General features: G+C 62.1%; 22 protein-coding genes and 1 tRNA gene. 10 read left to right on the forward strand and 13 right to left on the reverse strand.

Going from position 1 to position 26,964, the window contains the following annotated elements:
• Positions 1–57 precede the first annotated feature (57 nt).
• Positions 58–822, forward strand: coding sequence for an ABC transporter permease (locus J2X35_RS16615; RefSeq protein WP_056111428.1), 765 nt, complete (start codon positions 58–60; stop codon positions 820–822).
• 141 nt (positions 823–963) lie between these two features.
• Positions 964–2,706: an NAD(P)/FAD-dependent oxidoreductase gene (locus J2X35_RS16620; RefSeq protein WP_310187472.1), complete on the forward strand. Its 1,743-nt coding sequence runs from the start codon at positions 964–966 to the stop codon at positions 2,704–2,706.
• A gap of 189 nt (positions 2,707–2,895) precedes the next feature.
• Here J2X35_RS16620 and J2X35_RS16625 read toward each other — a convergent pair whose 3' ends face one another.
• The 4 genes from J2X35_RS16625 to cpdR all read right to left on the reverse strand — a co-directional run bounded on the left by J2X35_RS16625 (position 2,896) and on the right by cpdR (position 4,789).
• Positions 2,896–3,498 (reverse strand): DUF3011 domain-containing protein, encoded by a 603-nt coding sequence (locus tag J2X35_RS16625; RefSeq protein ID WP_056111423.1) that lies wholly within the window; start codon positions 3,496–3,498, stop codon positions 2,896–2,898.
• A 20-nt stretch (positions 3,499–3,518) separates the two neighbouring features.
• Complete coding sequence (locus tag J2X35_RS16630) at positions 3,519–3,947, reverse strand: hypothetical protein (RefSeq protein WP_310187474.1); 429 nt, start codon at positions 3,945–3,947, stop codon at positions 3,519–3,521.
• 313 nt (positions 3,948–4,260) lie between these two features.
• Positions 4,261–4,335 (reverse strand) — tRNA-Val (locus J2X35_RS16635).
• A gap of 91 nt (positions 4,336–4,426) precedes the next feature.
• Entirely contained in the window at positions 4,427–4,789 is a 363-nt protein-coding gene (gene cpdR, locus J2X35_RS16640) for a cell cycle two-component system response regulator CpdR (RefSeq protein WP_006199474.1), read from the reverse strand.
• 210 nt (positions 4,790–4,999) lie between these two features.
• On the opposite strand from cpdR, the gene J2X35_RS16645 reads away from it, so the two are divergent.
• From J2X35_RS16645 to hisN, 3 genes are all read left to right on the forward strand, one after another.
• Entirely contained in the window at positions 5,000–5,893 is an 894-nt protein-coding gene (locus tag J2X35_RS16645) for an N-formylglutamate amidohydrolase (protein ID WP_310187892.1), read from the forward strand.
• Between the two features lie 298 nt (positions 5,894–6,191).
• Positions 6,192–6,401 carry a hypothetical protein gene (locus tag J2X35_RS16650; protein WP_310187895.1) on the forward strand — a complete coding sequence of 70 codons (210 nt, stop codon included), beginning with the start codon at positions 6,192–6,194 and terminating at the stop codon, positions 6,399–6,401.
• 423 nt (positions 6,402–6,824) lie between these two features.
• Complete coding sequence (gene hisN / locus J2X35_RS16655; RefSeq protein ID WP_310187896.1) at positions 6,825–7,598, forward strand: histidinol-phosphatase; 774 nt, start codon at positions 6,825–6,827, stop codon at positions 7,596–7,598.
• On the opposite strand, the gene J2X35_RS16660 is transcribed toward hisN, so the two are convergent.
• Positions 7,595–8,551 carry an alpha/beta hydrolase gene (locus J2X35_RS16660; protein ID WP_310187898.1) on the reverse strand — a complete coding sequence of 319 codons (957 nt, stop codon included), beginning with the start codon at positions 8,549–8,551 and terminating at the stop codon, positions 7,595–7,597. The genes hisN and J2X35_RS16660 overlap by 4 nt on opposite strands.
• A gap of 404 nt (positions 8,552–8,955) precedes the next feature.
• Between J2X35_RS16660 and J2X35_RS16665 the strand changes: the two genes are divergently transcribed.
• Complete coding sequence (locus tag J2X35_RS16665) at positions 8,956–9,423, forward strand: Hsp20 family protein (RefSeq protein WP_056115902.1); 468 nt, start codon at positions 8,956–8,958, stop codon at positions 9,421–9,423.
• Positions 9,424–9,483: 60 nt separating this feature from the next.
• Here J2X35_RS16665 and J2X35_RS16670 read toward each other — a convergent pair whose 3' ends face one another.
• Together J2X35_RS16670 and J2X35_RS16675 are read right to left on the reverse strand one after the other, a co-directional pair.
• Entirely contained in the window at positions 9,484–9,744 is a 261-nt protein-coding gene (locus J2X35_RS16670; RefSeq protein ID WP_310187901.1) for a hypothetical protein, read from the reverse strand.
• A 72-nt stretch (positions 9,745–9,816) separates the two neighbouring features.
• Positions 9,817–10,878: a low specificity L-threonine aldolase gene (locus tag J2X35_RS16675; protein WP_310187902.1), complete on the reverse strand. Its 1,062-nt coding sequence runs from the start codon at positions 10,876–10,878 to the stop codon at positions 9,817–9,819.
• A 485-nt stretch (positions 10,879–11,363) separates the two neighbouring features.
• Between J2X35_RS16675 and gltB the strand changes: the two genes are divergently transcribed.
• Positions 11,364–16,091 carry a glutamate synthase large subunit gene (gene gltB / locus J2X35_RS16680; RefSeq protein WP_310187905.1) on the forward strand — a complete coding sequence of 1,576 codons (4,728 nt, stop codon included), beginning with the start codon at positions 11,364–11,366 and terminating at the stop codon, positions 16,089–16,091.
• 143 nt (positions 16,092–16,234) lie between these two features.
• Positions 16,235–17,689 (forward strand): glutamate synthase subunit beta, encoded by a 1,455-nt coding sequence (locus tag J2X35_RS16685; protein WP_310187907.1) that lies wholly within the window; start codon positions 16,235–16,237, stop codon positions 17,687–17,689.
• A 19-nt stretch (positions 17,690–17,708) separates the two neighbouring features.
• On the opposite strand, the gene J2X35_RS16690 is transcribed toward J2X35_RS16685, so the two are convergent.
• Together J2X35_RS16690 and J2X35_RS16695 are read right to left on the reverse strand one after the other, a co-directional pair.
• On the reverse strand, positions 17,709–18,908 hold the full coding sequence (locus J2X35_RS16690) for a DUF459 domain-containing protein (protein ID WP_310187909.1): 1,200 nt from the start codon (positions 18,906–18,908) through the stop codon (positions 17,709–17,711).
• A gap of 22 nt (positions 18,909–18,930) precedes the next feature.
• Positions 18,931–20,157 (reverse strand): lytic murein transglycosylase, encoded by a 1,227-nt coding sequence (locus tag J2X35_RS16695; protein ID WP_310187912.1) that lies wholly within the window; start codon positions 20,155–20,157, stop codon positions 18,931–18,933.
• Positions 20,158–20,366: 209 nt separating this feature from the next.
• Here J2X35_RS16695 and galU point away from each other — a divergent pair, with 209 nt between their 5' ends.
• Complete coding sequence (gene galU / locus J2X35_RS16700) at positions 20,367–21,272, forward strand: UTP--glucose-1-phosphate uridylyltransferase GalU (protein ID WP_056111392.1); 906 nt, start codon at positions 20,367–20,369, stop codon at positions 21,270–21,272.
• A 10-nt stretch (positions 21,273–21,282) separates the two neighbouring features.
• Here the strand turns inward: galU and J2X35_RS16705 are convergent, their stop codons facing one another.
• Complete coding sequence (locus J2X35_RS16705; RefSeq protein WP_310187916.1) at positions 21,283–23,016, reverse strand: outer membrane beta-barrel protein; 1,734 nt, start codon at positions 23,014–23,016, stop codon at positions 21,283–21,285.
• Between the two features lie 141 nt (positions 23,017–23,157).
• Between J2X35_RS16705 and J2X35_RS16710 the strand changes: the two genes are divergently transcribed.
• A complete protein-coding gene (locus J2X35_RS16710) occupies positions 23,158–24,159 on the forward strand; it encodes a KpsF/GutQ family sugar-phosphate isomerase (RefSeq protein ID WP_310187918.1) in 1,002 nt (333 codons plus the stop codon).
• A gap of 27 nt (positions 24,160–24,186) precedes the next feature.
• Here the strand turns inward: J2X35_RS16710 and J2X35_RS16715 are convergent, their stop codons facing one another.
• From J2X35_RS16715 to J2X35_RS16725, 3 genes are all read right to left on the reverse strand, one after another.
• Positions 24,187–24,654 (reverse strand): NfeD family protein, encoded by a 468-nt coding sequence (locus J2X35_RS16715; protein WP_056111386.1) that lies wholly within the window; start codon positions 24,652–24,654, stop codon positions 24,187–24,189.
• A gap of 17 nt (positions 24,655–24,671) precedes the next feature.
• Positions 24,672–25,622: an SPFH domain-containing protein gene (locus J2X35_RS16720; RefSeq protein WP_056115889.1), complete on the reverse strand. Its 951-nt coding sequence runs from the start codon at positions 25,620–25,622 to the stop codon at positions 24,672–24,674.
• A gap of 107 nt (positions 25,623–25,729) precedes the next feature.
• Positions 25,730–26,941 carry an FAD-binding oxidoreductase gene (locus J2X35_RS16725; RefSeq protein ID WP_310187920.1) on the reverse strand — a complete coding sequence of 404 codons (1,212 nt, stop codon included), beginning with the start codon at positions 26,939–26,941 and terminating at the stop codon, positions 25,730–25,732.
• Positions 26,942–26,964 lie beyond the last annotated feature (23 nt).

Genomic DNA, 26,964 nt, shown 5'->3' on the forward strand with positions numbered 1-26,964 from the left:
ACGCAACAGCGCCCTCCTCAGGCGGGCGGACCCCAGAAAAAAGCAGTAGGCAAATTCATGTTTCGTGCTGTCCTGTCGATAGGGATCTTCGTCTGCCTCTGGTGGGCGCTGGTTGCGTTGTTCCAAGTCCCTTCCTACCTGGTGCCGGACCCCTGGACGCTTGCCCAGAAGGCCTGGTTCCTGACGACCAAGGCCGGGCTTCTCGGGCACATTCCTGTGACGCTCTATGAAATCGTTCTCGGCTTCGTGATCGGCACGGTGATCGGCGTGCTGACGGCGGTTCTTTTCGTGCGCGTTCCGGTCATCGAGATCGTGATGAACCCGGTCATCATCTTCATCCAGACCGCGCCTAAAATCGCGATCGCACCGCTTCTGCTGCTCTGGCTCGGTCTCGGCGCCACGCCAAAGGTCGTGCTGGTCGCAATCGTCACTTTCTTTCCCGTGCTTTCAAACATGTTGAGTTCATTGCGGTCGATCGATCCCAACCTCCTGGCGCTGGCCAAGATCCTGCACATGAATCCGCTCAAGCGGCTGCTGCGCATAGAGCTGCCGCAGTCCCTGCCGCTTCTTTTCACCGGCATGAAGGTTGGCGTGACGCTGGCCGTGACCGCCGCGGTCATCGGCGAACTGATGGGCGCGCGCGCCGGTCTCGGCTACCTTCTCAATCTCGGCCAGGAAACCGCCGACGTCGGTATCGTTCTGGTGTCGGTCATTCTTTTGTCACTTATCGGCTATCTGCTCTATCTGCTGCTTGCGATCGCGGAGAAGCGCTTGCTAGGCTGGCATGAAAGCCGCGCCGCAGTGGAATTGTCGCTCGAGTGACCGGCCCACTAAGACTGTCAGCGTTCCAAAAACGGCAGTTTCCATTCAAATCTAAAAATATGGACACGTCTCAGGAACGCCGTTAAGCTGACTTGATTGGTCGGCGTACTGGTCGGCACTGCAAGTAAAAAAGGTGAGCAAATGACATCGAATATGCGTGAGCAAGCCGACGTTGTAGTCATTGGCGGCGGGCCCGCCGGAAGCGCCTTGTCGATCCTGCTGACGAAAGCAGGACGCTCCGTGATCCAGCTTGAACGTGAAACGTTCCCACGTGAACATATTGGCGAAGGCCTTATTCCCAGCGCGATTCCGGTCCTGGAGCGCCTTGGCATCAAAAAGGAACTCGACAAGCGTGGATACAACCGCAAACGCGGCACGACGTTCGTGTGGGGCGACAATGCCGAACCCTGGACGGTTTATTTCGTCGAGGGAAATCCAAGCGCGGGCTACTCCTACCAGCTCTATCGTCCCGAGTTCGACGACCTGTTGCTCAATCTCTCCGCAGAGAACGGCGCCCGCGTGTATCGCGAGCACGAGGCTCTGGAGCCGATCATGGATGGCGACCGTATCGTAGGGGTCAACGTCCGTTGCCGGAAGACAGGCAACACGTTTGAAGCCCACGGGCGTTTCGTCATCGATGCAAGCGGCCAGTGGCGCGTGCTGGGCGAGAAGTTCGGCGGCCGCGAATGGGATCCGCAGATCCGCAATATGGCCGTCTATGGCTATTTCGAGAATGCCGGACGTCTGCCGGGCATCGATTCCAGCAATACGCTGGTCGAAGGCTTCGAGGATGGCTGGTTCTGGGCTATCCCGCTGCATGTCGGCCTGCTCAGCGTCGGCGCGGTCCTCGATCTCGACGAGTACAAGCGCCTCAAGGATGGCGACTGGACCGAGGCCCTGATGGCCAAGATCGAAAAGACCCACAAGGTCAAGGAGCTGGTCGAAGGCGCCACGATGACCAGGGGGCCCTATACCCTCCGCGACTGGTCCTACAAGAGCGAGCACTTCTGGGGTCCGGGCTTTGCGCTGCTCGGCGATGCGGCTTGCTTCATCGATCCACTGTTCTCGACAGGCGTGTTCCTCGGCATGCAGCATGCCGAGATCCTCAATGCCTGTATCAACTCTGTCTTCCGCGGCGATTGCACGGAAGAGGAGGCATTCAACCTCTATGAAAGCGAATATCGGGCAGAGTACGAGGATCTGCGGCAGATCTGCATGGCCATGTACAGCGGGGCTTCCGCGCCGCGCAATTCGATCTTCTGGAATGCGCGCCGCATTCAGAAGCTTCCGGATCGCGTCTCCGCACGCTCTGCCTTCGCCCGGCTGATTTCCGGCCGCGAGCGCCGCGGCTTCGAAGTCAACCCGCTGACCCGGCTCGATCTGCCGGACCAGATGTCGGAAGACCTGAAGGACTTCGAGAAAAGCCTTCGCGCCCGCATCGCCGTCATCGACGACCATGAGCTCCAGGGAGCGGCCAGCCGTATTCTCAAGGAAAGCAACGTCATCGACGAACGGCATGCCTTCCTCGACGCGGTGCTGGTCATGGGTCCGGATGTCACGAGCGAGGAACGCCTGCTGGTAAAGGGCGATTTTCTGCGACGCGGATTTGTGATGAACACCAGGCTCAATCCACGCGGTGTCTCATCCAGTTCGGCGGTTGTCGAAAAGATCGTTCCGCTTGTGGATGGCGTGCGTACGGTCCGTGAAATCGCCGATCAGGCTGTTGAAAACGATCCGCAGATCGAACGCAATTTCGTCATTCGCGAGCTTGCCAACCTTTATTGGTATGCCGGTTGCGAACTCGTCAACGACGTGAACGAAGACGATATGATCCACAAGCTGCGTGGTGACGACGTTTCGATCGTGGTGCCGCAGACAGCATAATCGCGCGATCAAACGAAGCAGACCAGGACCGGCCCTGACCTTTCAGGGCCGGTCTTTCTTTTGCATGAACGGGAAGCAATGGCGGCGAAGCGATAGGTCCGCAGGGCGAAACTGGAGCGCTTCAATCCAACCCTGAAGCGCTCCAGAACGGTCTTCGATCAAATTCCTCGGCGATCTTCGGTCGCCGCGTCAGTTTGCGTCGGGATTGTCGACGAGGCAGCCGGCGCCGTGGCACCCTTGGTAGTTGCCGTGGGTATCGAAATTGGGCTCGCCGTTCCTGTCGAACTGCGGCCTGTCGTCGATTTCATCCGGATTGTCGACTTTGCAGCCGATGCCATGACATCCGTTGTATTTGTCGTCAGCGCGGTAATTGCTCGTCGTATGGCGATGGCCGTGCTTCTTGTCGTCCGCCATCCCCTCGATGATGGCGCCTAGAACGGCTCCGGCGACAACGTTTCCGAGATCATGTCCATGATGGTCATACATCCTGGCGTTCTTGTCGAAGTCGTCACCACGACCATGGTGGTAGCCGCCGACGTCTGCAAAAACCCCAGCGCAACCCTGGGCGACCCAGATATACCTGCTTTTAGGGTTGTATCCCCATGTCCGGTTCAAAATGCAGGGACTGCCCGACATTTGATGGATCAGCTGCGGTTTGACGAGCGGGCCGGCAAAGCACTCGTCGTATTGATAGTGCCGTGAATGACACTCGACCGTCGACTGTGCCTTGGCCGGCTGCACGAATGTCGGCGCGCTCATGGCGAGCGCCAACGTGATCAGGTATCTAAACATAGGCCTACCCCCAAGTTCATTCAGTCGTTGATCGCGGTGACTTTGATCTTCCCGGTTTCGCCAATGCCGGAAAACCAAACCTCGCCGTCGCCAATCATCACGCCCTGCCAGTTGGCGAAGAGCGTCGCATAGGTCTGGTTCGCGACCGCATGCTTCACCTTCGGCGTCATGATCTTTTCGTAGTCCGCGATGAAATGGGCAGCGTCCCTGAGCTTGGTAGCCTTGTCGTTGATCCGCGCCTGAAATGGATAATCGATCATCGCGGCAACGGCTTTCCTGTCGTCGGCCGCGACTGCCTTTTGCAACGTTTCAAGAAAGTGGCGATAGGGTTCGTGAGATCCGAAGATTCCATCAAGAGCGGCGTCGGTATCTGCCGCGGTTTGGGCCAGGGCCTGGCCGGCAATGGCAAAACTGGCCCCGATGGCCAATGCAAAAAGCAATTTCCGCATGATTTCCCTCCATCTTGCGCGTCGTCAGTACACTGTACGAGACATTTAATGGGCAGGACGTGAAGACTTTTCTTCCAGAGCCGCAACAAATTTAATTGTATCAACCGGTTAGATTGGCGACGCAGCTCTGGTCCGGGCTAGCGTTCTTCAGGAAGTTGACGTGCCTCGCGCGCCTGCGCACTGCAAAGCAGGTCGAGCCCGTCGCAACTGTACAGGAGGTGGGCGCGCAATTCGACGCTGGCGGACCAGACCTGCAAAGGATCGTACCTCTCGCGAGGTGACGGGATCTTTTCTGCGATTTCAAGGAGTTGGATGGTGGGCGTGACAGGGATTGAACCTGTGACCCCTGCAATGTCAATGCAGTGCTCTCCCGCTGAGCTACACGCCCATCCGAAGCCGCGCATACACCATTTTTGACCTAGCGCGTCAATAGCGGAAGCAGCAAACAGAAGCTGGAAAAATCTTCCGCGAAATCGCCGTCAGGCCGCCTGCAGCATCTTCTCGACCTCGTTGACGAGATCGCGCAGGTGGAAAGGCTTGGACAGCACCTTGGCGTCCTTCGGCGCCTTGGAATCAGGGTTGAGGGCCACGGCGGCAAAACCGGTGATGAACATGACCTTGAGGTCGGGATCGATCTCGGTGGCGCGGCGGGCGAGTTCTATGCCGTCCATCTCCGGCATGACGATGTCCGTCAGCAGCAGCGAGAAAGGCTCCTCGCGCAGCCGCTCATAGGCACTGGCGCCATTGTCGAAATCGCTGACCTGGTAACCGGCGCGCTCAAGCGCCTTGACGAGGAAGCGGCGCATGTCGTCGTCGTCTTCCGCCAGAAGAATGCGTGCCATTTTGTCCCGTCCGAATCAGGCCTCAAGGCTGCCAACAAGCAGCCCCGTTAACCATCCTGTATATGAATAGAGGACGGTAAACATCAAGTGAACGCTTCGTACGATCTGTTGGGCATGCAACGTCTTCAACGCCTGTGAAACGCTGGACATCGGCAGGCCGTGGTGGCACCCTTCTAACATGGAAAAGTGGCTTGTGCGGATGCGTTCACGTTGAAACCGGCAACGGAGGATTTTTCGGCCGTCCCGCCTTTCGAGATTCGCTCAGGCGCAGAGCAGCGCGTTCCCTTCATCTTCAATTCTCCGCACAGCGGCCGGTTTTATCCCGAACGCTTCCTGGCGATGGCGAAGCTGGACAGCAAGGCCATACGCCGCTCGGAAGATTGCTATGTCGACGAACTGTTCGGCGGCGCCGTGGCGCTTGGAGCACCGATGCTGGCGGCCAATTTTCCGCGCGCCTATCTCGATGTGAACCGGGAGCCGTGGGAACTCGATCCGCGCATGTTCGCCGAACCGGTTCCCTCCTACTGCAACATTCGCTCGGCAAGGGTCGCCGGCGGCCTGGGCACCGTGCCCAAGCTGGTGGGCGAGGGGCTGGAAATCTATTCGGGCCGCTTGCCCCTGGCGGAGGCGGTGACGCGGATCGAGACGATCTACAAGCCGTACCATGGAACGCTGAAGCGGCTTCTGACGCGCACCCATGCGGTGTTTGGCTTTGCCGCGCTTATCGACTGCCATTCGATGCCGGCAAGCATCCGCGTAGGGGATTCCGGCTTCAGGCCGGATTTCATTGTCGGGGACCGTTTCGGCACCTCGGCTTCCCCGGCGCTCACTGAAACGGCGATCAGTCTGCTGTCGGCAATGGGCTATTGTGTAGCGCACAACAAGCCTTATGCGGGCGGCTTTATCACCGAGCACTACGGACGCCCCGCGCGGCATCTCCATGCGCTGCAGATCGAGGTCAACCGCGGGCTCTATATGAACGAACACACGTTCCAGAAATCCTCGGGTTTCGATGCGCTGGCCGACGATTTGACGCATTTCTGCGCCGATCTGATGGCGATTCCCGATCATCATCTGGTCGATTTGCCGCTCGCGGCCGAGTAACGCGCCTTCCGGCATAGCCGTAAAATTTCCGCCCGAACTCACGGCTTAAAAAAAGACCGCATCGTTTGCACGACGCGGTCGGAGTCTAGGGAGGAAACGCCCAAGGAGGGCATGGACAGGAGAACCTGTCCGACAATCAGCCTATTGTGCGCTGCACAAATGTCAAGCCGACTGCCGATGTTTTCAAACATGGCGATGGCCGGGCCGTCTTCCTGAAGCTCCCGTGACATTCCCATCACAGTTTACTAACTTGACCCGAATGTCCTCCCTGCTTGTATTCGGGATTTGGAGTTGTGCGATGGAAAATGCTGTCCTCGGCTATATCGTCGCCTGGATACCCGTCATCCTGATGCTGTGGATATTTGGATATTTCGTTATGAAGCTGGTTCGTGTCCAGCGAGGCTCCGTTGCCGCTCTCGACCGCATTGCCATGCAATTGGAGATGATTCAGCGACGCTTGGCGGACAACGAATTCGACCATAAATCTAAATTAGATGCCCCAAACTAATGATCTTAAAGGTGATTTTGTGAGGAGGAAATGGGTTTGGCTATTTCGAGGCCTTCTTGTGGGCGTCGTTCTGTCAGCTTTTCAAGCTGCCTCTGGTCTTGGTCAACCATACTACGAGTGGGCGACCGCCACTGATGAGATGCGCGGTATGAATATCGGGAATGCGATTGCACCTCCGATTATTTTTTCTATTTTGGGTTTTCTTGCCGGGATCTTGCGGGACCGTTGGACAAGGCGACGGTCAGGAATAAGCGACTGTCCGGAACAGTATATCGGTTAAGACGCTTTACCTTCACGGGCAGCGAAATTTTGGCTGTATCGCATAAGCTGCGTTTGGTCATTCGTCGGCGGTGACATTCCGAACACATTTTAATATGGATGCGCCAGCCGACTCCCAAACCGGCGACCATCGGGAGAATGATCTTGGAGATTTCGGCAGAATTCATGCGCAGGCTTGCGCAGGTCGCGGCGGCCGAGACGCTGCCGCGCTTCCGCAACCAGGGCACCGTGTCGAACAAGCTTTCGGCGGGCTTCGATCCCGTGACGGAAGCTGATCGCGAGGCTGAAAGCGCAATCCGTTCGGTGATCGGCGCAGAATTTCCTGACCACGGGATACTCGGCGAGGAACATGGCAACCACAATATTTCAAGCCGCCACGTGTGGGTCATCGATCCCATCGACGGCACCCGCGCCTTCATTTCGGGCATACCGGTGTGGGGCACGCTGGTCGGGCTGACGGAAGATGGCGAGGCCGTGGCCGGAATGATGTCGCAACCCTTCACCGGCGAGCTTTTCTACGCCAATGGCTCGGGTTCCCACTATGAAGGTCCCAGCGGATCCCGCCGGCTCGCGGTGCGCCAAACGACACGCGTTGAGGACGCTACACTGTTCACCACCACGCCGGCTTTGTTCACCGGCGAGATGCGCGGCCGCTATGATCGTTTCGAAAAGCAGGTCCAGCTCGTCCGTTACGGAACGGACTGCTACGCCTTCGCCATGCTGGCGGCGGGCCATGTCGATATCGTTGTCGAGCCGGGGCTCAAACCCTATGACATCGTGGCTCTGATCCCGATCATTGAAAAGGCCGGTGGCGTGATCACCACGTTCGAGGGCGGGCCGGCGGAGGCGGGCGGCGATGTCATCGCGGCCGCGACGCCCGAGCTTCATGCGGCCGCCATGGCTGCGTTGCGCGGCTAGGAAGTCTCTTCGGTTCCGGGAACGAAGGCGAAGAAGGCGGCGAGGAACTGCTCGCGATAGATGTCGGCCTCCTGCAGGAGTTCATGGCGGGCGCCGGGGATGAGCACCAGAGAGCCGAGCCGCATGCGTTCGGCGTATTCGGCCACCGCCTTGGTCGACACGACCTCGTCGGCGCCGGCCGCGACGATGAGCGTCGGGATGGCGATTTTGGCGATGAATTCAGGCTTCCGGACGGTTTGCGAGGCGACCGCGCCAGCGTGAAGCCACTGAACGGTCGGGCCGCCCAGCGCGAGCTGCGGGAAGGATTCGTAGATCAGCGTGTTGCGCCTGTAGCGTTCCGGATCGGTGGTCAGCTTGTTGGTGTCGAAGGGCGCCGTCTGTTTTGGTCTCGGTCCCCAGGCGGCGTAGCGGCGTCCAAAGCCCAGGAAGCACAGGACGGCGGTGACCCAGCGGACCGTCCGTATCGAAACGGGTTGGCCGGGCAGTTCCAGGAAGGGCGCGATCAGCACCATCCGCCGGATGCGGTTGGCGAGCAGGGGCGCCGCCAGAAGCGCAACGGTCGCGCCAGCCGAGTGCGCCAGCACATGGTACGGGCCGCGGCAGTCAGGCAGCACGATCTGTTCGAAAAGAAGTTCGAGATCGGCGACATAATCGCCAAAGCTTTTCACGTAGCCGCGCTGGCCATCTTTAAGGAAACGCCCGGATGCGCCCTGGCCGCGCCAGTCGAGCGTGGCGACACCGAAGCCGCGCGCCGTGAGGTCGCGGATGGTCTCGAAATATTTCTCGATGCATTCGTTGCGCCCCGGCAGAAGGATGATCGTTCCCTTGAGCGGCCTGGCGGTGGCGGCAAAACAGGCGTAGCGGATCTTCCTGCCATCCGCGGCCGTCAGGAAGCCGCCGGTCGCGTGTTCCGGTTCGGGATTGCCCGGCGTGTGGTGGAAAAGGTCCGTCATTGGCGCTTCGATGGCTTTATCCGGTGATAGAAGCAAACGCGCCAAATGCAAAGACCGTACGGAAAACAGGAAAGCCGGAAGCCGCCCGATGCGCACTTCCGGCCTCTGTCGATCCGGGAGGAAGGGACGTTACACCCGGTTCGCTTCTGCAGCGCACTGGACGCTGCTTTGTCCATGTTGGCCGCAGGATAGGCGGACGCGCCTGAATGGGGGCCGAAGCGTCGGTTCATCTCCCGTTCATCGAGCAGGGTGGGTCCAGACGCACAAAAAGTCTTGAAACGACGGCGAGCCGGACCCAAATGTCGGATGCGGCCGCCGATGTCGGGGCCGCTGGTCTGTCCGGGATGCCGTCAGGATTCCGTCGGGGCCAAACGCAAACCTTGTTGCTCACAGGAGAACACATCATGCGTCATGTCGATTTTTCCCCGCTTTATCGATCCACCGTTGGTTTCGACCGTCTTTTCACCATGCTCGACTCGCTCGCGCAGCCGGAAGGCGGCCAGAGCTATCCGCCCTACAACATCGAACGCACGGGCGAGGATTCGTACCGGATCTCGATGGCTGTTGCCGGCTTTGCCGAAGACGACATCTCGATCGAGGCGCACCGCAACGTGCTGACGATCAAGGGCGACCGCAAGGACGAGACGAACGGTGAAGGCAGCGAAGTGCTTTACCGCGGCATTGCCGCGCGCGCCTTCGACCGCCGCTTCCAGCTTGCCGATCATGTCGACGTCGTCGGCGCGGCGCTGAAGAACGGCCTGCTTCACATCGATCTGAAGCGCAACATCCCCGAAGAGCTGAAGCCCCGCAAGATCGCGATTGCCGCGACCTCCGCGAAGGCCAAGCAGATCGAGGCGAAAACCGCGAACTGAACTGGTCTCCCTCCCGAGACGGAAGCGGCGCCGCAAGGCGCCGTTTTCTTTTGTCCGCCGCTATCCCTGCCCGCGATCGCTTCCGGGCGGAACGACGAGCAGATGGTCGAGCTGTCGGGTGCGGCAGCGGTCGGCAAAGGAGGCGGCCGCCTCTTCGTCATGCAGGAAGCGTTCAAATTCTTCCGGCGTGAGCGCGTAATATTCCTCATAGTCCGCAAGGCGGTTGCCGACCGGTATCGACAGGTAGAACTGGCCGGTCTCGTCGTTGCTGCCCAGGGAAAACCGGTGGCGGTGGCTGATGAAGGCGTCCCGGGCCTTCATGGGCCTCTCCGCAGTGATTTGCAGGCGCCGGTATGCTGCTTCGCTGTCGTGGCGAACTGACCGGGGCATGGCTTACGCCGCACGTTCCGAACCCAGTATGGCGGCGAATTGGGCAACGTCCTGCGGTTTCGTGGCGAAGGAGGTGACGAAGCGATAGAGCGCTTCGTCCTCGGCGATGTTGCCATCAAAACCTTGCGGCTTCTGCCAGTCGTAGAAAGCGGCGCCCGCCGCCTTCAGTTTCCCGGCTGCGCCGGTCCTGATGATCGCAAACACCTCGTTCGACTGCGGCCGCCACGCCAGCCGCGATACCGGCGATTGTTCAAGGACCTCCGCGAGCCTGGCGGCCATGGCATTCGAATGATTGGCCGTTTCCAGCCAGAGGCCGTCTTTCAGATAGGCGTCGAACTGGGCGGCGACGAAACGCGATTTGGAGAAAAGCTGGCCGGCCCGCTTGCGCAGGAAGGCCATCTCACGCGCGAGGCCGGTGTCAAACAGGACGATTGCCTCGGCGCACCAGCAACCGTTCTTGGTGCCGCCAAAGGAGAGGATATCGACGCCGCGCCTCCAGGTCATCTCGGCCGGGGTGGCGCCAAGCGCCGCCAGCGCGTTGGCCAAGCGCGCGCCATCCATATGCAGCGGCAGGCGGTGCGCCTTTGCCAATGCGGAGATCGCTTGGATGTCGTCGAGCGCGTAGACCGTGCCGGCCTCCGTCGACTGGGTGACGGTGACGGCCATCGGCCTGCCGGCATGAACGGATTCCGGCTCATAGCGGCGCAGCGCCCGCTCCAGATTGCCGGGGTCGATACGGCCGAGGTTTCCATCGACGGGTTGCAGGCGGGCGCTGCCGAGATATTCCAGCGCGCCGCACTCATCTTCGATGGCATGCGCTTCGCGGTGGCAGAAGACAATCCCGCCCGGCCTGTTGTAGGCCGCCAGCGAGAGCACATTGGCCGCCGTGCCGGTGGCGACGAAGAAGACGGCGACCTCGCGCTCGAAGATTTCGTTGAACCGCTCGGCCACTGCCTTGTCCAGCTCGCCATTGCCATAAGCCGCTGAGAAGCCGTTTGAATTGGCGGACAGGGCATCCGCTATGGCTGGATGAACGCCGGCCCAGTTGTCGGAAGCGAAGAACATGGATCATCGATCTGTTGCAAAGATCGGCGAGGTTGACCAGCTTCCGGCACATTTAGCAAGGGCGGCACATGGCGAGAACGAGAGCCCGAAAACAGCGCGGCACTGCCCATAAATCCCAAAAAGCGAACAGCATGCTGGTGGCGCATGAAAAATATCGAGAGTCCAATTTTTGGGACATTTTATGTCGTGAGAGGGGCGTGATTTTTGTGAATCGGTCTTGTAGCAAAGGGTGAATTCTGCAATATGAATTTAGGACAGCAATGCTGTCTTATTTAGCGTGCTGGATCGCGCCGGGATGGTGTACGACACCTGTCCGGCTTTGCCGTGAGTGCTATATGGACCGAAGATCGCTGCTCGGGAGCGGCGCGACGCCCGGCCCGGCAGTCTGGGCAGTGATTCAGCAGAACGTGCATGACAGGACGTGGGAAGCATTCGTTTCCCATTGAATGCAAGCGCCTGAATGGCGCGGAACGGAGGACAGGACGATGACGGAAGCGACGCCATCTGTGACGACGGATCTTGTGCCGGCCGCGCAGACGAAAGCGACGGCCGTCAAACGTATCCTGCGAACCGAAAACGGCTTTGCGGCGCAGGGTCTCTACGATCCCCGCAACGAGCACGACGCCTGCGGCGTCGGCTTCATCGCCAACATGAAGGGCGTGAAGTCGCACAGCATCGTCGAGGACGGGCTGTTCGTGCTCGAGAACCTCACGCACCGCGGCGCGGTCGGCGCGGATCCCTTGATGGGCGACGGCGCTGGCGTTCTGGTGCAGATACCGGACCGGTTCTTCCGCGAGGAAATGGCCGCCCAGGGCGTCGAGTTGCCGAAGGCCGGCCACTATGCCGTCGGTCACTGGTTCATGCCGCATGACGCCGACGTGCGTGCTCATGTCGAAACAATCATCCACGAGGCGGCCCAGTCGGAAGGCATGCCGGTCATCGGCTTCCGCGACGTGCCGGTCGACAATTCGTCGCTGTCCAAGGCGCCCGATATCGCCGCATCCGAGCCATTCCATCAGCAGGTCTTCTTCGGCCGCCCGCCCGAGATCGACAATGACGACGAGTATGAGCGGCGGCTCTACATTCTGCGCAAGGTCATTTCCGGCCGCATCTACGATGAGCACGACAAGCGCGACATCGGTTCCTACTGCGTGTCGATGTCGTCGCGCACCGTGGTCTACAAGGGCATGTTCCTGGCCTACCAGGTCGGCGCCTACTACAAGGATCTGAAGGACCCGCGCTTCGAAACGGCGCTGATCCTGGTGCATCAGCGCTTCTCGACCAACACCTTTCCGTCATGGAAGCTGGCGCACCCCTATCGCATGGTCGCGCACAATGGCGAGATCAATACGCTGCGCGGCAACGTCAACTGGATGGCGGCGCGGCAGGCGTCGGTCGATTCCGAACTGTTCGGCAACGACATCTCCAAGCTGTGGCCGATCTCCTATGAAGGTCAGTCGGACACCGCCTGCTTCGACAATGCGCTCGAATTCCTGACACAGGGCGGCTACGGCCTCGCCCATGCGATGATGATGCTGATCCCGGAGGCCTGGGCTGGCAACAAGCTCATGGATAACGACCGCAAGGCTTTCTACGAGTATCACGCGGCGCTGATGGAGCCGTGGGACGGGCCGGCCGCGGTCGCCTTTACCGACGGACGGCAGATCGGCGCGACGCTGGACCGCAACGGTCTGCGGCCGGCGCGCTACATCGTCACCGACGACGACCGCGTCATCATGGCTTCCGAGGCCGGCGTGCTGCCGGTGCCGGAAGAGAAGATCGTCAAGAAGTGGCGGCTGCAGCCGGGCCGCATGCTGCTGATCGACCTGGAAAAGGGCCGCATCGTTTCCGACGAGGAGATCAAGTCGGAGATCGCCACCAAGCATCCCTACAGGAAGTGGCTGTCCAACACGCAGCTCATTCTCGAGGACCTCAACGCCGTTGCACCGCGCGAGCTGCGCCGCGACGTGTCGCTGCTCGACCGGCAACAGGCCTTCGGGTACACGCAGGAAGACGTGAAGCTCCTGATGTCGCCGATGGCGACGACGGGACAGGAAGCGGTCGGCTCGATGGGCACCGATACGCCGATCTCTGCCATGTCGGACAAGTCGAAGCTGCTCTACACCTATTTCAAGCAGAACTTCGCCCAGGTCACCAACCCGCCGATCGATCCGATCCGCGAGGAGCTGGTGATGAGCCTGGTCTCCTTCATCGGCCCGCGCCCGAACATTTTCGACCTGATCGGCTCCTCGCGCCGCAAGCGGCTGGAGGTGCGCCAGCCGATCCTGACCAATGGCGATCTCGAGAAGATCCGCTCCATCGGCCACACCGAAGACCGTTTCGACACCAAGACCATCGACATCACCTACAGCTCCACCGAGGGCGCCGGCGGCATGCAGGGCGCCATCGACCGGCTGTGCGAACGCGCCGAAGCAGCGGTCGCGGGCGGCTACAACATCGTCATCCTGTCCGATCGGCAGATCGGCCCGGACCGCATCGCCATTCCGGCGCTGCTGGCGACCGCGGCGGTTCACCACCACTTGATCCGCAAGGGCCTGCGCACGTCGGTCGGCCTCGTCGTGGAATCGGGCGAGCCGCGCGAGGTCCATCATTTCTGCTGCCTCGCCGGCTACGGCGCCGAGGCGATCAATCCCTATCTCGCCTTCGATACGCTGCTGGACATGCACAAGCGCGGCGAGATGCCGAAGGAAGTCGATGTCTCGGAAGTGGTGTCGCGCTACATCAAGTCGCTCGGCAAGGGCATGCTGAAGGTGATGTCCAAGATGGGCATCTCGACCTACCAGTCCTATTGCGGCGCGCAGATTTTCGACGCCGTCGGGCTGCGGTCGGATTTCGTCGGCAAGTACTTCACCGGCACGGCGACGCTGATCGAAGGCGTCGGGCTGGAAGGGGTCGCTGAGGAGACCGTGCAGCGTCACGCTTCCGGATTCGGCGACGATCCCGTCCTGCGCAACGGGCTGGAAGTCGGCGGCGAGTACATGTTCCGCATGCGTGGCGAAGCGCATATGTGGTCTCCCGATGCCGTAGCCTCGCTGCAGCATGCGGTCCGCCAAGGATCGTGGAGCACCTTCAAGGAGTATTCGCAGCAGATCGACAGCGAGACCGCGCGGGCGCAGGCGATCCGCGGCCTGTTCAGGATCAAGACCGCTGGTGAGACTGGCCGCAAGAAGGTTGCACTCGACGAGGTGATGCCGGCGGCCGACATCGTCAAGCGCTTCTCCACCGGCGCCATGTCGTTCGGGTCGATCAGCCGCGAGGCGCATACGACGCTGGCCATCGCCATGAACCGGATCGGCGGCAAGTCCAACACGGGCGAGGGCGGCGAGGAGCCGGACCGCTACCTGCCGCTGCCCGGCGGCGGCGCCAATCCCGAACGCTCGGCGATCAAGCAGATCGCGTCGGGACGTTTCGGCGTCAGCGCCGAATATCTCGTCAATTCGGACATGATGCAGATCAAGGTGGCGCAGGGCGCGAAGCCCGGCGAGGGCGGGCAGTTGCCCGGCCACAAGGTGGATGCGACCATCGCCAAGGTGCGGCATTCGACGCCCGGGGTCGGCCTGATCTCGCCGCCGCCGCATCATGACATCTATTCGATCGAGGATCTGGCGCAGCTGATCTTCGACCTGAAGAACGTCAACCCGGCCGCCGATGTCTCGGTGAAGCTGGTTTCCGAAGTCGGAGTGGGCACGGTGGCGGCCGGCGTGGCCAAGGCGCGCGCCGACCACATCACCATTTCCGGCTATGACGGCGGCACCGGCGCGTCGCCGCTGACCTCGCTCAAGCACGCGGGCAGCCCCTGGGAGATGGGGCTTGCCGAAACGCATCAGACGCTTGTTCTCAATGGCCTGCGCTCGCGCGTGGCGCTGCAGGTCGATGGCGGCTTGCGCACTGGACGCGACGTCATCATCGGCGCGCTGCTCGGGGCTGACGAATTCGGCTTCTCGACCGCGCCGCTGATCGCGGCCGGCTGCATCATGATGCGCAAGTGCCATCTCAACACCTGCCCGGTCGGCGTCGCGACGCAGGACCCGGTTTTGCGCAAGCGCTTCAAGGGCACGCCCGAACACGTCATCAATTTCTTCTTCTATGTCGCCGAAGAAGTGCGGGAACTGCTGGCCGAAATGGGCTTTACGCATCTCGACCAGATCATCGGCGACAGCGACCTTCTGGAGAAGCGGGACGTCATCAGCCACTGGAAAGCCAAGGGGCTCGACTTCTCGAAAATGTTCCACAAGCCGGACGCGCCACCCGAGGCGACCCGCTGGACGGAGCGCCAGAAGCATCCGATCGACGACGTTCTGGACCGCAAGCTGATCGATCTGGCCATGCCGGCGCTGGAGACGCGTCAGCCGGTTGAGATCGAAATGCCGATCCGCAATGTCGACCGCTCCACCGGGGCAATGCTGTCGGGCGAGGTCGCCAAGCGTTACAAGCACAAGGGGCTGCGGCAGGACACGATTTCGGTGAAGCTGACCGGCACGGCCGGCCAATCGTTCGGCGCCTTCCTGGCGCGCGGAATCTCGTTCGAACTCGTCGGCGCCGGCAACGATTATGTCGGCAAGGGCCTTTCGGGCGGCCGCATCGTCATTCGCCCGCCCGAAGAATCCAAAATCCTGGCCGAGGAATCGATCATCGTCGGCAATACGGTGCTCTACGGCGCGATCGAGGGCGAGTGCTACTTCCGCGGCGTCGCCGGCGAGCGCTTCGCCGTGCGCAATTCGGGCGCCGCCGCCGTCGTCGAGGGCGTCGGCGACCATGGCTGCGAGTACATGACCGGCGGTATCGTCGTCGTCATCGGCCAGACCGGCCGCAACTTCGCCGCCGGCATGTCGGGCGGCGTCGCCTATGTGCTGGACGAGGCGGGCGATTTCGCCGAACGCTGCAACATGGCCATGGTGGAGCTCGAGCCGGTGCCGGAAGAAGACGACCTGATGGAGAAGCTGCTGCACCATGGCGGCGATCTCGATCACAAGGGCCGTGTCGACGTTTCCGGCGACATGACCAGCCATGACGAGGAGCGCCTGTACCAGCTGATCTCGAACCATGTTCACTACACGGGCTCGACGCGGGGCAAGGAAATCCTCGAAAACTGGGCCACCTACCGGCCGAAATTCCGCAAGATCATGCCGGTCGAATATCGCCGCGCGCTGCAGGAGATGGAACGCTCGCGCATGAACGTGGCGGCCGAATAGCTCGACGCCGCCGCAAGCCAGGGCTTGCGGCAGCGTTCTTACCGACAACACTTCCAGCGCCCGACCGGCAAGGTTGCAACAGCGGCCTTATGGAGATAACGGGTGCGGCGGCAAGGCCCGCCCCAGGATTGCAGGAACTGACTATGGGCAAGGTTACAGGTTTTCTCGAGATCGACCGGCAGGTTCACAAGTACCAGCCGGCCTCAGACCGCATTCGCCATTTTCGCGAATTCACGTTGCCGATGTCGGATAAAGAGGTCGAGAAACAGGCCGCGCGCTGCATGGATTGCGGCATTCCGTTCTGCCACGGGCCGACCGGCTGTCCGATTCACAACCAGATCCCCGACTGGAACGACCTCGTCTACAGCGGCGACTGGGACGCGGCGATCCGCAATCTGCATTCGACCAACAATTTTCCCGAATTCACCGGCCGCATCTGCCCCGCGCCTTGCGAAGAGGCCTGCACGCTGAACCTCGAGGACATTCCGGTCGCCATCAAGACGGTCGAGCAGGCGATTGCCGACAAGGCCTACGAGACCGGCCACATCCGGCCCTATCCACCGGAGAAGAAGACCGGCAAACGCGTCGCCGTCATCGGCTCCGGTCCGGCTGGCATGGCCGCGGCGCAACAATTGGGGCGCGCGGGCCACGAGGTTCATGTCTACGAGCGCGAAAGCCGGCCGGGCGGGCTGATGCGTTACGGCATTCCCGACTTCAAGATTGAAAAGCACTATATCGACCGGCGCGTCGAGCAGATGAGCGGCGAGGGGGTCACCTTCTTCTGCGGCGTCAATGTCGGGGTCGACAAGCCGGTGGCGGAATTGCTCTCGGACTACGACGCCGTGCTCTATTGCGGCGGTTCCGAAACGCCGCGTATGGCCGGCATTCCGGGCGACAACCTGCAAGGCGTTTACGATGCGATGCCCTATCTGGTGCAGCAGAACAAGCGCGTCGGCGGCGAGGATATCCAGTCCGTCGCATGGCCGTCGAAGCCGATCGTCGCCGGTGGCAAGCATGTCGTCGTGGTCGGCGGCGGCGATACCGCTTCCGATTGCGTCGGCACGGCGTTCCGCCAGGGCGCGGTGCGCGTCACCCAGCTGGACATCCGCCCGCAGCCGCCGGAAAAGGAAGACAAGCTCGCCGTGTGGCCCTATTGGGCGACCAAGATGCGCACCTCGTCCAGCCAGGCCGAGGGCGCGGAGCGCGAGTTCCAGGTTGCGACGCTGGAATTCATCGGCGAGGACGGTGAACTGACCGGCGTCCGCTGCTGCGAAGTCGACGACAAGCGCAAGCCGGTCGCCGGCACCGAATTCGTCATCCGCGCCGACCTCGCCTTCATCGCCATCGGCTTTGCCGGGCCGCTGGGCAAGGGTATCCTGTCGGAACTGGAAGGCTCGCTGGAGGTCGCCACGGACAGCCGCCGGTCGAAGAATGTCGGCGCCAACGACCTCGACTACAAGACCAACGTCGAAAAGCTCTACGCCGCCGGAGATGTGCGGCGCGGTCAGTCGCTCGTGGTCTGGGCAATCCGCGAAGGCCGGCAGGCGGCTCGCTCCATCGACGAGGCGCTGATGGGGGCATCGGTCCTGCCGCGCTGAGCAGCAGCAGCTGATTCCTCTAGCGCTTGATCGCCGTCGTCTTGTCGCCTGAAGTGGCCGCCGTCTTCGCAGGCGCTTGCCTGGGCGGCCAGGAAAAATCGTCGGCGCGTCCGGGCGAGGGGTTTTCGGCCAGCTTTTTCGCCGGCGTAGGCTGTTCGGTCTTGCCGGCGGGTTCTGCGCCAAGCAGTTCGGCGCCGCCGTCCAGCGCCGGATCGTTCAGGGAAATCGGCGGCGTGCGATCAACCGCCGCGGGCACGAATGGCTCGGCAGGTTTGCCGGTCGGAGAAATTTCCGGAAGCGCTGTTGCCGCGCCAGCCGGCGCCGCAATTCCCAACAGTTTCATCAACGGTTTTTCGGCGTAGAAGGCCAGCTTGCGCTTGCCGGCGCGGGTCATGTTGATGCCGTCGTCGGAACGCAGCCGCACCGGCTGGCCGTTGACGTCGGGACCGGTGCTGACGAAGACGCCGTCCTCGTCGACGAAGCCATCCCAGACATCGACGAACTCGCCGCCGGCGCCTTCGGCGGCGGAACGGTAGATATCGTTGAAGGCCAGCATGTCGGATGTCATGGTGCCGACCCTAAAGGCCGGCATGCCGACCCACAGATAGGGAACCTTGGTCGAGGCAATCGCCTCGCCCAGCGCTGCCGCGCGCGTTTCGTATTCCTTGGTCCAGCGCTCGCTGCGCGCCGGCTCGCGCGCATCGCCGACCTTCATCTGCTGGCGGTCGTTCGAGCCGACCATGACGAGGACGACGGCCGGCTTCTCGGCCTCGATCAGCGCCTTGACGCCGCCCGGCCAGTCATAGACATCCAGCCGCACCAGGCCGGACGAGCCTTTGCCCTCGTCCACTATCCGGATAGCGGGATTGTCGGCGAAAACGGCGTCGAGCCCCTCGGCAAGACCGCTGGCCATGAAGTCGCCGACGACGAGCACTGTGCGGGCGTCCGCCGCCTTTTCCACCACGGGAATTTTCGGTTCGACCGGCGCTGCCTTGCGGACCTTGGCCTTGGCTTTCGGCCTGTAAGGGGGTGGCGGTTCCGGAAATTCGTTTCGGTTCCTGAAGAGGAGGTCGCGCAACGACCAGGGACGGTAATAGTCACGTTCCTGGGCGAATGCAGAACTGTCGAAAGCAGTGAAGGCGGCTGCCACCAGAACGGCAGTGGCGAACAGCAGGATCGGCACGCGAAATGCGATTTTTCGGATACGCGCCGATCTCAAACAGTTCCTCCCTCAGCCGTGGCTATTTTTTCCGCAGCCACTTGAGCACTTCCATGCTCGGATGCCCATCCTGGGTCAAGCCCGCCTGCGCCTGGAAGGACATGATGGCGGCTTTCGACCCTTCGCCGATCTTGCCGTCGAACTTGCCGGTGTAATAACCATGGTCGGAAAGACGCTGCTGCAATTCCTGCTTTTCGACGAAGGTCAGCTTGGTGAAAGGCCGGCTCCAGTCATTGACCAGTCCACCGTAACCGGCGATCTCGTCGGCAAGAAGGCCGACGGCAAAGGCATATTTATCGGCGTTGTTGTAGCGCTTGATGACCGAGAAATTCTTGATGACGAGGAAGGCCGGACCACTTCTGCCGCCGGGGAGTTTCAGCTCGGCGCGGTCGGACGAGTGCGGAAAAGCCTTGCCGCTGACTCGGGTCAATCCCAAGGCCTGCCATTTGGCCACCGACATCGAGCCGGACGGGAATTTCCTTCCTTCCGGAAGCTTGACCTCGTAGCCCCATGTCTTGCCGGCCTGCCAGCCATTCTTGCGCAGAAGGTTGGCGGCGGTGGCCAGCGCATCGGGCACCGAGTTCCAGATGTCGCGCTTGCCGTTGCCATCCATATCGACCGCATAGGCCTGATAGCTCGTCGGAATGAACTGGGTGTGTCCCATGGCCCCTGCCCATGAGCCGCTGAGATGGCTTTCGTCTATATCGCCACTCTGGAGGATTTTCAGGGCTGCGATCAACTGCGTGCGCGCGAACTTTGCCCGCTTCTTGTCCGCATAGCCGAGGGTCGCGAGCGAGCGCACGACGTTGCGCATCACGTCGTCGCGCTTAAGGATTTCGCCGTAATTCGATTCCATCGACCAGATGGCGAGCAGGACATAGCGGTCGACGCCGAAACGCTGCTCGATCCGGTCAAGCCATGGCTTCCACTTTCGCGCCATGGCGCGGCCGTTGGCGATCGAATCCTCATGCACGCGATTGTCGAAATAGTCCCAGGCCTCCGCCTTGAATTCGGGCTGGTAGCGCGCCTTTTCGAGTACTTCGGGATCGACATCGCTGATGCCGCGGAAGGCGCGGTCGTAGATCGCGCCGGAGACGCCGCTCTGCATGGCGGTCGAACGGAAGCTGGCGATCCAGTTGCGGAAGCCGGCGTCGGCCCGGGCGACGCCGCTCGGCAGGACGAAAGCGAGCGACAGACCGGCGGCGACTAGAATGCCGGTCAGGCGCTGAGCGGCGGTGCGAGCGGACATTTTTTCCTCCTTCTTCATCGCAGGAAGATCATTCATCGCCTATGCCGGTTAGCAATTGGTTTACCATGGTGTTCCCCGGAACAAAAAGCGCGCTCACGCTTTTGTCGCCTGCAAGATATCCATTGTGCATTCGCTATTCCTCAATTTCGGCGTGATAATGTCCCCGAATTCGGGTTGCCCCATAACAATATCAAACGGATAATTGGCTCATGAAAAAAGTTCGCAAGGCAGTTTTTCCCGTCGCAGGCCTGGGAACGCGGTTCCTACCCGCCACCAAGGCCATTCCGAAGGAGATGCTGACCGTCGTGGACCGGCCCGTCATCCAGTATGTCGTCGACGAGGCGCGGGAAGCGGGCATCGAGCATTTCATCTTCGTCACCGGCCGCAACAAGGCGGTCATCGAGGATCATTTCGACATCCAGTTCGAGCTCAACCATACGCTGTCGCAGCGCGGCAAGACCGACCAATTGGCGAAGCTGCAGGGGTTGCAACCGATGGCGGGCCAGACCAGCTTCACCCGTCAGCAAGAGCCTCTCGGCCTCGGCCATGCCGTATGGTGCGCGCGCGAACTGGTCGGCAACGAACCGTTCGCGCTTTTGTTGCCGGACATGATTACGTTGCCCGATCATGGCTGCATGAAGGATATGGTCGATCTTTACGACAAGACCGGCGGCAGCATCATCGCGGTCGAGGAGTGCGATCCGTCCGAGACCCACAAATACGGCATCGTCGGGCGTGGCGAGGATGCCCATACGGGCTTCAGCATCACCAAGATGGTGGAGAAGCCGGCGAAGGGCACGGCGCCGTCCAATCTCTACATCAACGGACGCTATATCCTGCAGCCGGAGATTTTCTCCATTCTCGAAAGCCAGGAGAAGGGCGCCGGCAACGAGATCCAGCTTACCGATGCGATGCTCAAGCTGCACCAGCAGCAGGGCTTCTACGGCTACCACTATCAGGGCAGGACCTTCGACTGCGGGTCGCCGGAAGGCTTCGTCGAAGCCAATGTCGCCTTCGCGCTGTCGCGCAGCGACATGAACCATAGCATGGCGGACGTCATCCGCACGCTGCTGAGCGAGCTGAAACCGGAAGGGCGCAAGTCCGCGGCGGAGTGAGCAGCGGCTGCTAGCGCTGCAGCTTCATGCCGACGAAGATGCTGTTGGTGGTGGCGTCGCGGTCCGGCAAATTGCTCTTGAGCCGCTCATGCCGCGCCCGCGTCGTCAGCCCGACATAGCGGTTGATCCACCAGGTCAGCCCGGCCTCGGCGCTCAGCGTCAGATCATGGCCGTTGGTGCCGACATAGTCGCGCCAGTCGGCGCCGAGAATGGCGGTTCCCGTCAGGTTGGCGCGAATCTCGCGTTCCACGGAAAGGCGGCTGGAATAGAGGATCGAACCGCTCTCGCCGGCGCTGGTGGTGCCCTCGACCGTGGTGGTGCCGTTCAGGCCGACCGTGGTGCCGCGTTGCGGCGACCAGCGCAGATCGGCGTTGAGGGTTGCTCCGGCGACTGGATCGAGCCTGTCGTCATCCAGCGTTTCCCGGAGCCAGCCGGCGGAGAATTCGCCGCCGAGCTTTTCACCCATGTCGAGCTCGATGCCGGCGCGGCCGCCGACACGGGTGGCCGAGCGTTCGTAACCGTTGAGGTCGGTGCGCATGTCGTAGACGCGGCGACCCAGCTCCAGTTCGGCGAATGGCGTGATGGCCGGGGAAATCTCGTATCCGCCGCGCAGCCGGGTCGAATAGAGCGTGAAGTTTCGTTCTTTCTGGGAAAGCGTTCCGCCCATTGAAAGCTCGGCGTCGCCATAGTCCTCATGCTCGACCGCGCCGGTGATGCCGAAGCGCGCTTTGCCGACATTTTTTTCCAGCCCGAGGCTGCCGTCGAAGGTCTGCCGCAGCGGCTGCGAGGCCGTGCCTGAAATGATCACCGGCGACGAGGCGGATTCCGGCGCGCGCTCGTAACCGAGCTTGGCGATGGCGCGGAGCTCCTTGTCGAGATCGATGTTCAACGTGCCGTCGATGCGGCCTTTCGTTTCCTCGATCTCCTCGCCAGAAAGCGACTTGCGATATGTGCCGTAACCGCTGATGAGCGCGGAATTCCGCTCCCAGTCGGATGCGGCCTCGAAGCGCAGGGTGGATTCCGAAAGAACGCCCGGCTTGCCGCCATAGCTGGAATTGGCGTTGGAGCTGACGGTGATGCCTTCTTCCAGCGTCGGTTTCAGGATGAAGCTGCCGAACCTGATGCCGACGGGCGCGAACGGCTCCTCGTCGCGCTTCGCCGCCCTGCCATCGATCGAACCGGTGCGTTCGGCGCCCGGATCGAGCGGCTCGCGCAATTCGGAATCCACCGTTGCGGCGCGCAGATTGCCGTTTTCGTTTTCTTTTTCCTCCGCCGCAGCGGAGGCGGTATTGGCATCGACGGTCGTGTCGGCGGTGCTGGCCGTCGTGTCCGCTTCGTCAACCGCAGTCGTCGAATTGCTGGCGCGCGCGGCAGAACCGGGGCGGCGTTGGGGAATGGGTGCGGCAGCGCCGGCATCCTCGAACGCCGCCAGCGGGTCTTCGGGCGCTGCCGCCGTTGCTGGATCGCCGGTTGTGTCGGGCGTCGCGCCGGGGCTGCTTGGCTGATAGGCCGGCGCTGCCATCGTGCCGGGCAACGCCGGCAGCGGATCGACCGGCGCGGCCTGTGTTCCGGTCGGCTGCCTGCCGTAGAGCCGCAGGGGGTCGGTCATCGCGCCGCGCAGGCCGCTGTCCTGAGCATAAAGCAGCGAAGGCTGCGCGAGCGCAAAAGCGCCCGCTGCCAGCAACAGCACGCAGGGCGCCGAGCCGTTTCGACCGCTTTTGTGTTCAGGCTGGGCCCGCGACATGTTCACCACTGCTTCGGCGCACGCGCCATACTTACCGAACCGTAAACGGCGATGGTTAACGGAGCGTTGAAAGCTGTTGCCGGTCGTGGCGGCGGGGCGATAGAGTTGGACAGAAAGCGGCTGAGGCGGTAAGCGCAAACCATGCATGCTGGATCGCTGAAGAAGAAAAAGCCGGATGGCCGCGCCTCGATCGAGTCGGGCCTGAGGACGGTGTCGATCGAACGCACCGGGCTGGATGCGCTGGTGACCGCCCTGGAAACGGGATTGGCCGAGCCATTCGCGCAAGCTGTTGAAATCCTCGCCGGCATCGACGGACGCGTTATCGTCACCGGCGTCGGCAAGAGCGGGCACATCGGTTCCAAGATCGCGGCGACGCTGGCCTCGACTGGCACGCCGGCCTTCTTCGTCCATCCGGCGGAAGCCAACCATGGCGATCTCGGCATGATCGCGAATGACGATGCCATCATCGCGCTGTCATGGTCGGGCGAGAGCGCCGAACTGAAAGGCATCATAGCCTATTCGCGGCGCTTCTCGATTCCGCTGATCGCACTCACGGCGGGCACGAAATCGGCGCTGGCGCGCGCGGCCGATGTCGTGCTGGCCCTGCCGCGCGCGCCGGAAGCCTGTCCGCACGGACTGGCGCCGACGACCTCGACGCTGCTACAACTTGTCATGGGCGACGCGCTGGCCATCGCGCTGCTGGAGGCGCGCGGCTTCACGCCGGACCACTTCCGCACCTTCCACCCCGGCGGCCAGTTGGGCGCGAACCTCACTCAGGTCCGTGAGGTGATGCATACAGGCGATGAGGTGCCGCTGGTCACTTTGGGCACCGGCGTGCGCGCGGCGATTGAAGAGCTTTCGCGAAAAGGCTTCGGCTGCGTTGCGGTGACGGCCACCGACGGCTCGCTGGCCGGCATCGTCACCGACGGCGACATCAGGCGGCAGATCGGGCGTGATCTGCTCAACATGTCCGTGGACGAGATCATGACCCGGAAGCCCAAGGCCATCGGGCCTGAAACACTGGTGGCGACAGCGCTGCAAACGATCAATGCATCATCGATAACAACGCTGATCGTCGTCGAGGAGGGGCGGCCAGTGGGCCTCGTCCATCTGCACGACCTGCTGCGGATCGGGGCGGCCTGACGGCTTCGAAGCCAGTCGTAACGCCGGTTAGGAAATCGCTTCCACCGTCAACTCTAGATCGGTTTCGGCAGCCCCGGTGACTCGCACGCGGGCGCCGGCAGGCAGGTCGGGACCAGAAACCCGCCACAGCGTATCGCCAAGCTGGATACGGCCACGGCCCTCACGGATGGGCTCCGCAAGCGTCGCCGTCCTGCCGATCATCTGTTCGCCGCGGCGATTGAGGAGAGGCTGGTCGGAAACGTCTCCGCGCCCGCGGATGATCTTCTTGCCGACATAGGCCGATATGAGGGACAGCAGCAGGAAGGCGACGACCTGCACCTGCCAGGCCCAGAAAGCGGTGTCCCAGATCAGCATCGAAACGGCGCCGATCAGCAAGGCGGCTATACCGATCCACAGCAGGAAAACGCCGGGAACGACGATTTCCAGGATCAGCAGGATAAGGCCCAGGACCATCCAGTTCCAGGGACCGAGTTCGGTGAACAGACGCTCCAGCATGGTGCAGCCCCGGCCTGTCAGCTTTCGCCGGAGCGAACGACGGGTGGACGGCCCGCCGCTCTCTGGCCGCTGCCTTGCCCGTCGCCCTTGAACACTTCACGGGCAATTTCGCCGATGCCGCCAAGCGTACCGATCAGCGACGAGGCCTCTATCGGCATCAGCACAAGCTTGGAATTGCTGGCCGAACCGATGCGGGTCAGAGCCTCTGTGTATTTCTGGGCGACGAAGTAGTTCAAAGCCTGCACGTCACCCTTCGAAATCGCCTCCGAGACGACCTGTGTGGCGCGGGCTTCGGCTTCCGCCGACCGTTCGCGGGCTTCGGCGTCGCGGAAGGCGGCTTCCTTGCGGCCCTCGGCCTCGAGAATCTGCGACTGCTTGAGACCTTCCGCTTCGAGGATCTGCGCGCGCTTGTTGCGTTCCGCCATCATCTGGCGGCCCATGGATTCCACCAGATTTGCCGGCGGATTGATGTCCTTGATTTCGACGCGGGTTATCTTGATGCCCCAGGGATGCGCAGCCTCGTCGACGACGCGCAGCAGGCGCTCGTTGATGGCGTCGCGGTTGGAGAGCAGTTCGTCCAGATCCATCGAACCCATGACCGTGCGGATGTTGGTCATGGTGAGGTTGAGGATGGCGTTCTGCAGCCCGGCGACCTGGTAGGCCGCCTGCGGCGCGTTGAGCACCTGGTAGAAAGCGACACCGTCGACGGCGACGATGGCGTTGTCGCGGGTGATGATCTCCTGCGTGGGAACGTCGAGCACCTGCTCCATCATGTTCATCTTGGCGCCGATGCGGTCGATGAAGGGGACGATCAGGTTGAGGCCGGGCTCCAGCGTCTTGGTGTAGCGGCCGAAACGCTCGACGGTATAGTTGTAGCCTTGCGGCACCGTCTTGACGCCGGTGAAGAGGATAAGCAGGACAAGAACGACAAGAACCGGAATGACGACATCGTAACCGGTGAAATCCATCTGCTTCTCCCTCGATCGCAGCGCCAAGCCCATCTTCGCGTCCAAAAACACTTAAGGATGTTTCCGGGGCGTTACAATCGGGGACCAGGCGGTTTGTTGGATGGGTCTCAGCGGTTGAAGCCGAAGAGCGCGGCGTCGGCATCCTCGACGCCATCGAGCGCCGAAGCGAGGACTTCCGATGCGATCTGTGAAAAGGTGATGCCGTTGCCGCCATAGCCCATGACGGCGTGGATGCGCGGATGGCGCGGTATGGCGCCGATATAGGGCAGACCGGTGGTCGTGGTGCCGAACGCGCCGGCCCAGGAAAATTCCGGTTCGGTGTCCAGCCCCGGAAAGAGCCTGGAAAGCTTGGCTGCGATGCGGGCGCTCTTTGCCGGGATCAGTCTGTCCCGTTCCTCTTCGTCGGAAAAATCCTCGTCCTCGCCGCCGCAGATGACACGGCCGTCCGCGGTCGTGCGCATGTAGAGATAGGGGTCGGACGCCTCCCAGATGAACGCCTCTTCCGGCCAGACCGCCTGCTTCTGCGGTCGCGTGGCAATGGCCCAGGTGGAGATGATCTGGTGCTTGGCGCGCGGCACCATGTCCATCAGTTCATAGCCGGTCGCCAACACCAGATGCCTGGCCCGGATCGTCGGTCCGGACTTCGTCGCCACCGTCACGCCGTCGCGGTCATCCTCGAGGGCGGCGGCTTCGACGGGGGCGTAAAACCGCGCGCCGCGTTCCAGCGTTTTCAACAGCAGGCCGGCGGTCAGCATGCGCGGTTCGAGCGCGAGATTGTCACGGCTGAGGACAGCGCCCGGTCGTTTGATGCCGAAGCGGTCTTCGAGGGCTTTGCGGGGGAGATAGAATGCGCCAATGCCGGCCTGCCGCCGCGCTCTGGCCTCGGTTTCCAACTCGCTGGAGCCCATGACATCGCCGGCCAGATAGAGCGATGGCCGGGCCACAAGGCGGCAGTCGATGCCCAGCTCGGCAATGCGGCCCTGGAGATTCGAGACCGCGAGGCGCGAACGCCGCCACGCCTGCATGGCCTTTTCCTTGCCGATCATGCTGGAAAGCGTTGTGAGGGGCTGGTCGATCTCGAACTGCACGAGCGCGGTCGTGGCAGAAGTCGAACCCTTGAGAGGCCCGCGGCGATCAATGCAGACCACCGCATGGCCGCGCGCCGTCAGCGCTTCGGCGATCATGGCGCCGCTCACGCCCATGCCGACCACCAAAACGTCGGTCTTGATGTCGCGCGTCAGCTTTTCTGTGGGCACGGTTGCCGCACGGTATGCGAACCAGACCGGGCGGCCGGTCCTGAGGTCAAGTTTTCGTTTCATCGAGGTCCTCGCAAAGGCCCTCG

Source organism: Mesorhizobium sp. BE184 (assembly GCF_031457045.1).
GTDB lineage: Bacteria > Pseudomonadota > Alphaproteobacteria > Rhizobiales > Rhizobiaceae > Mesorhizobium.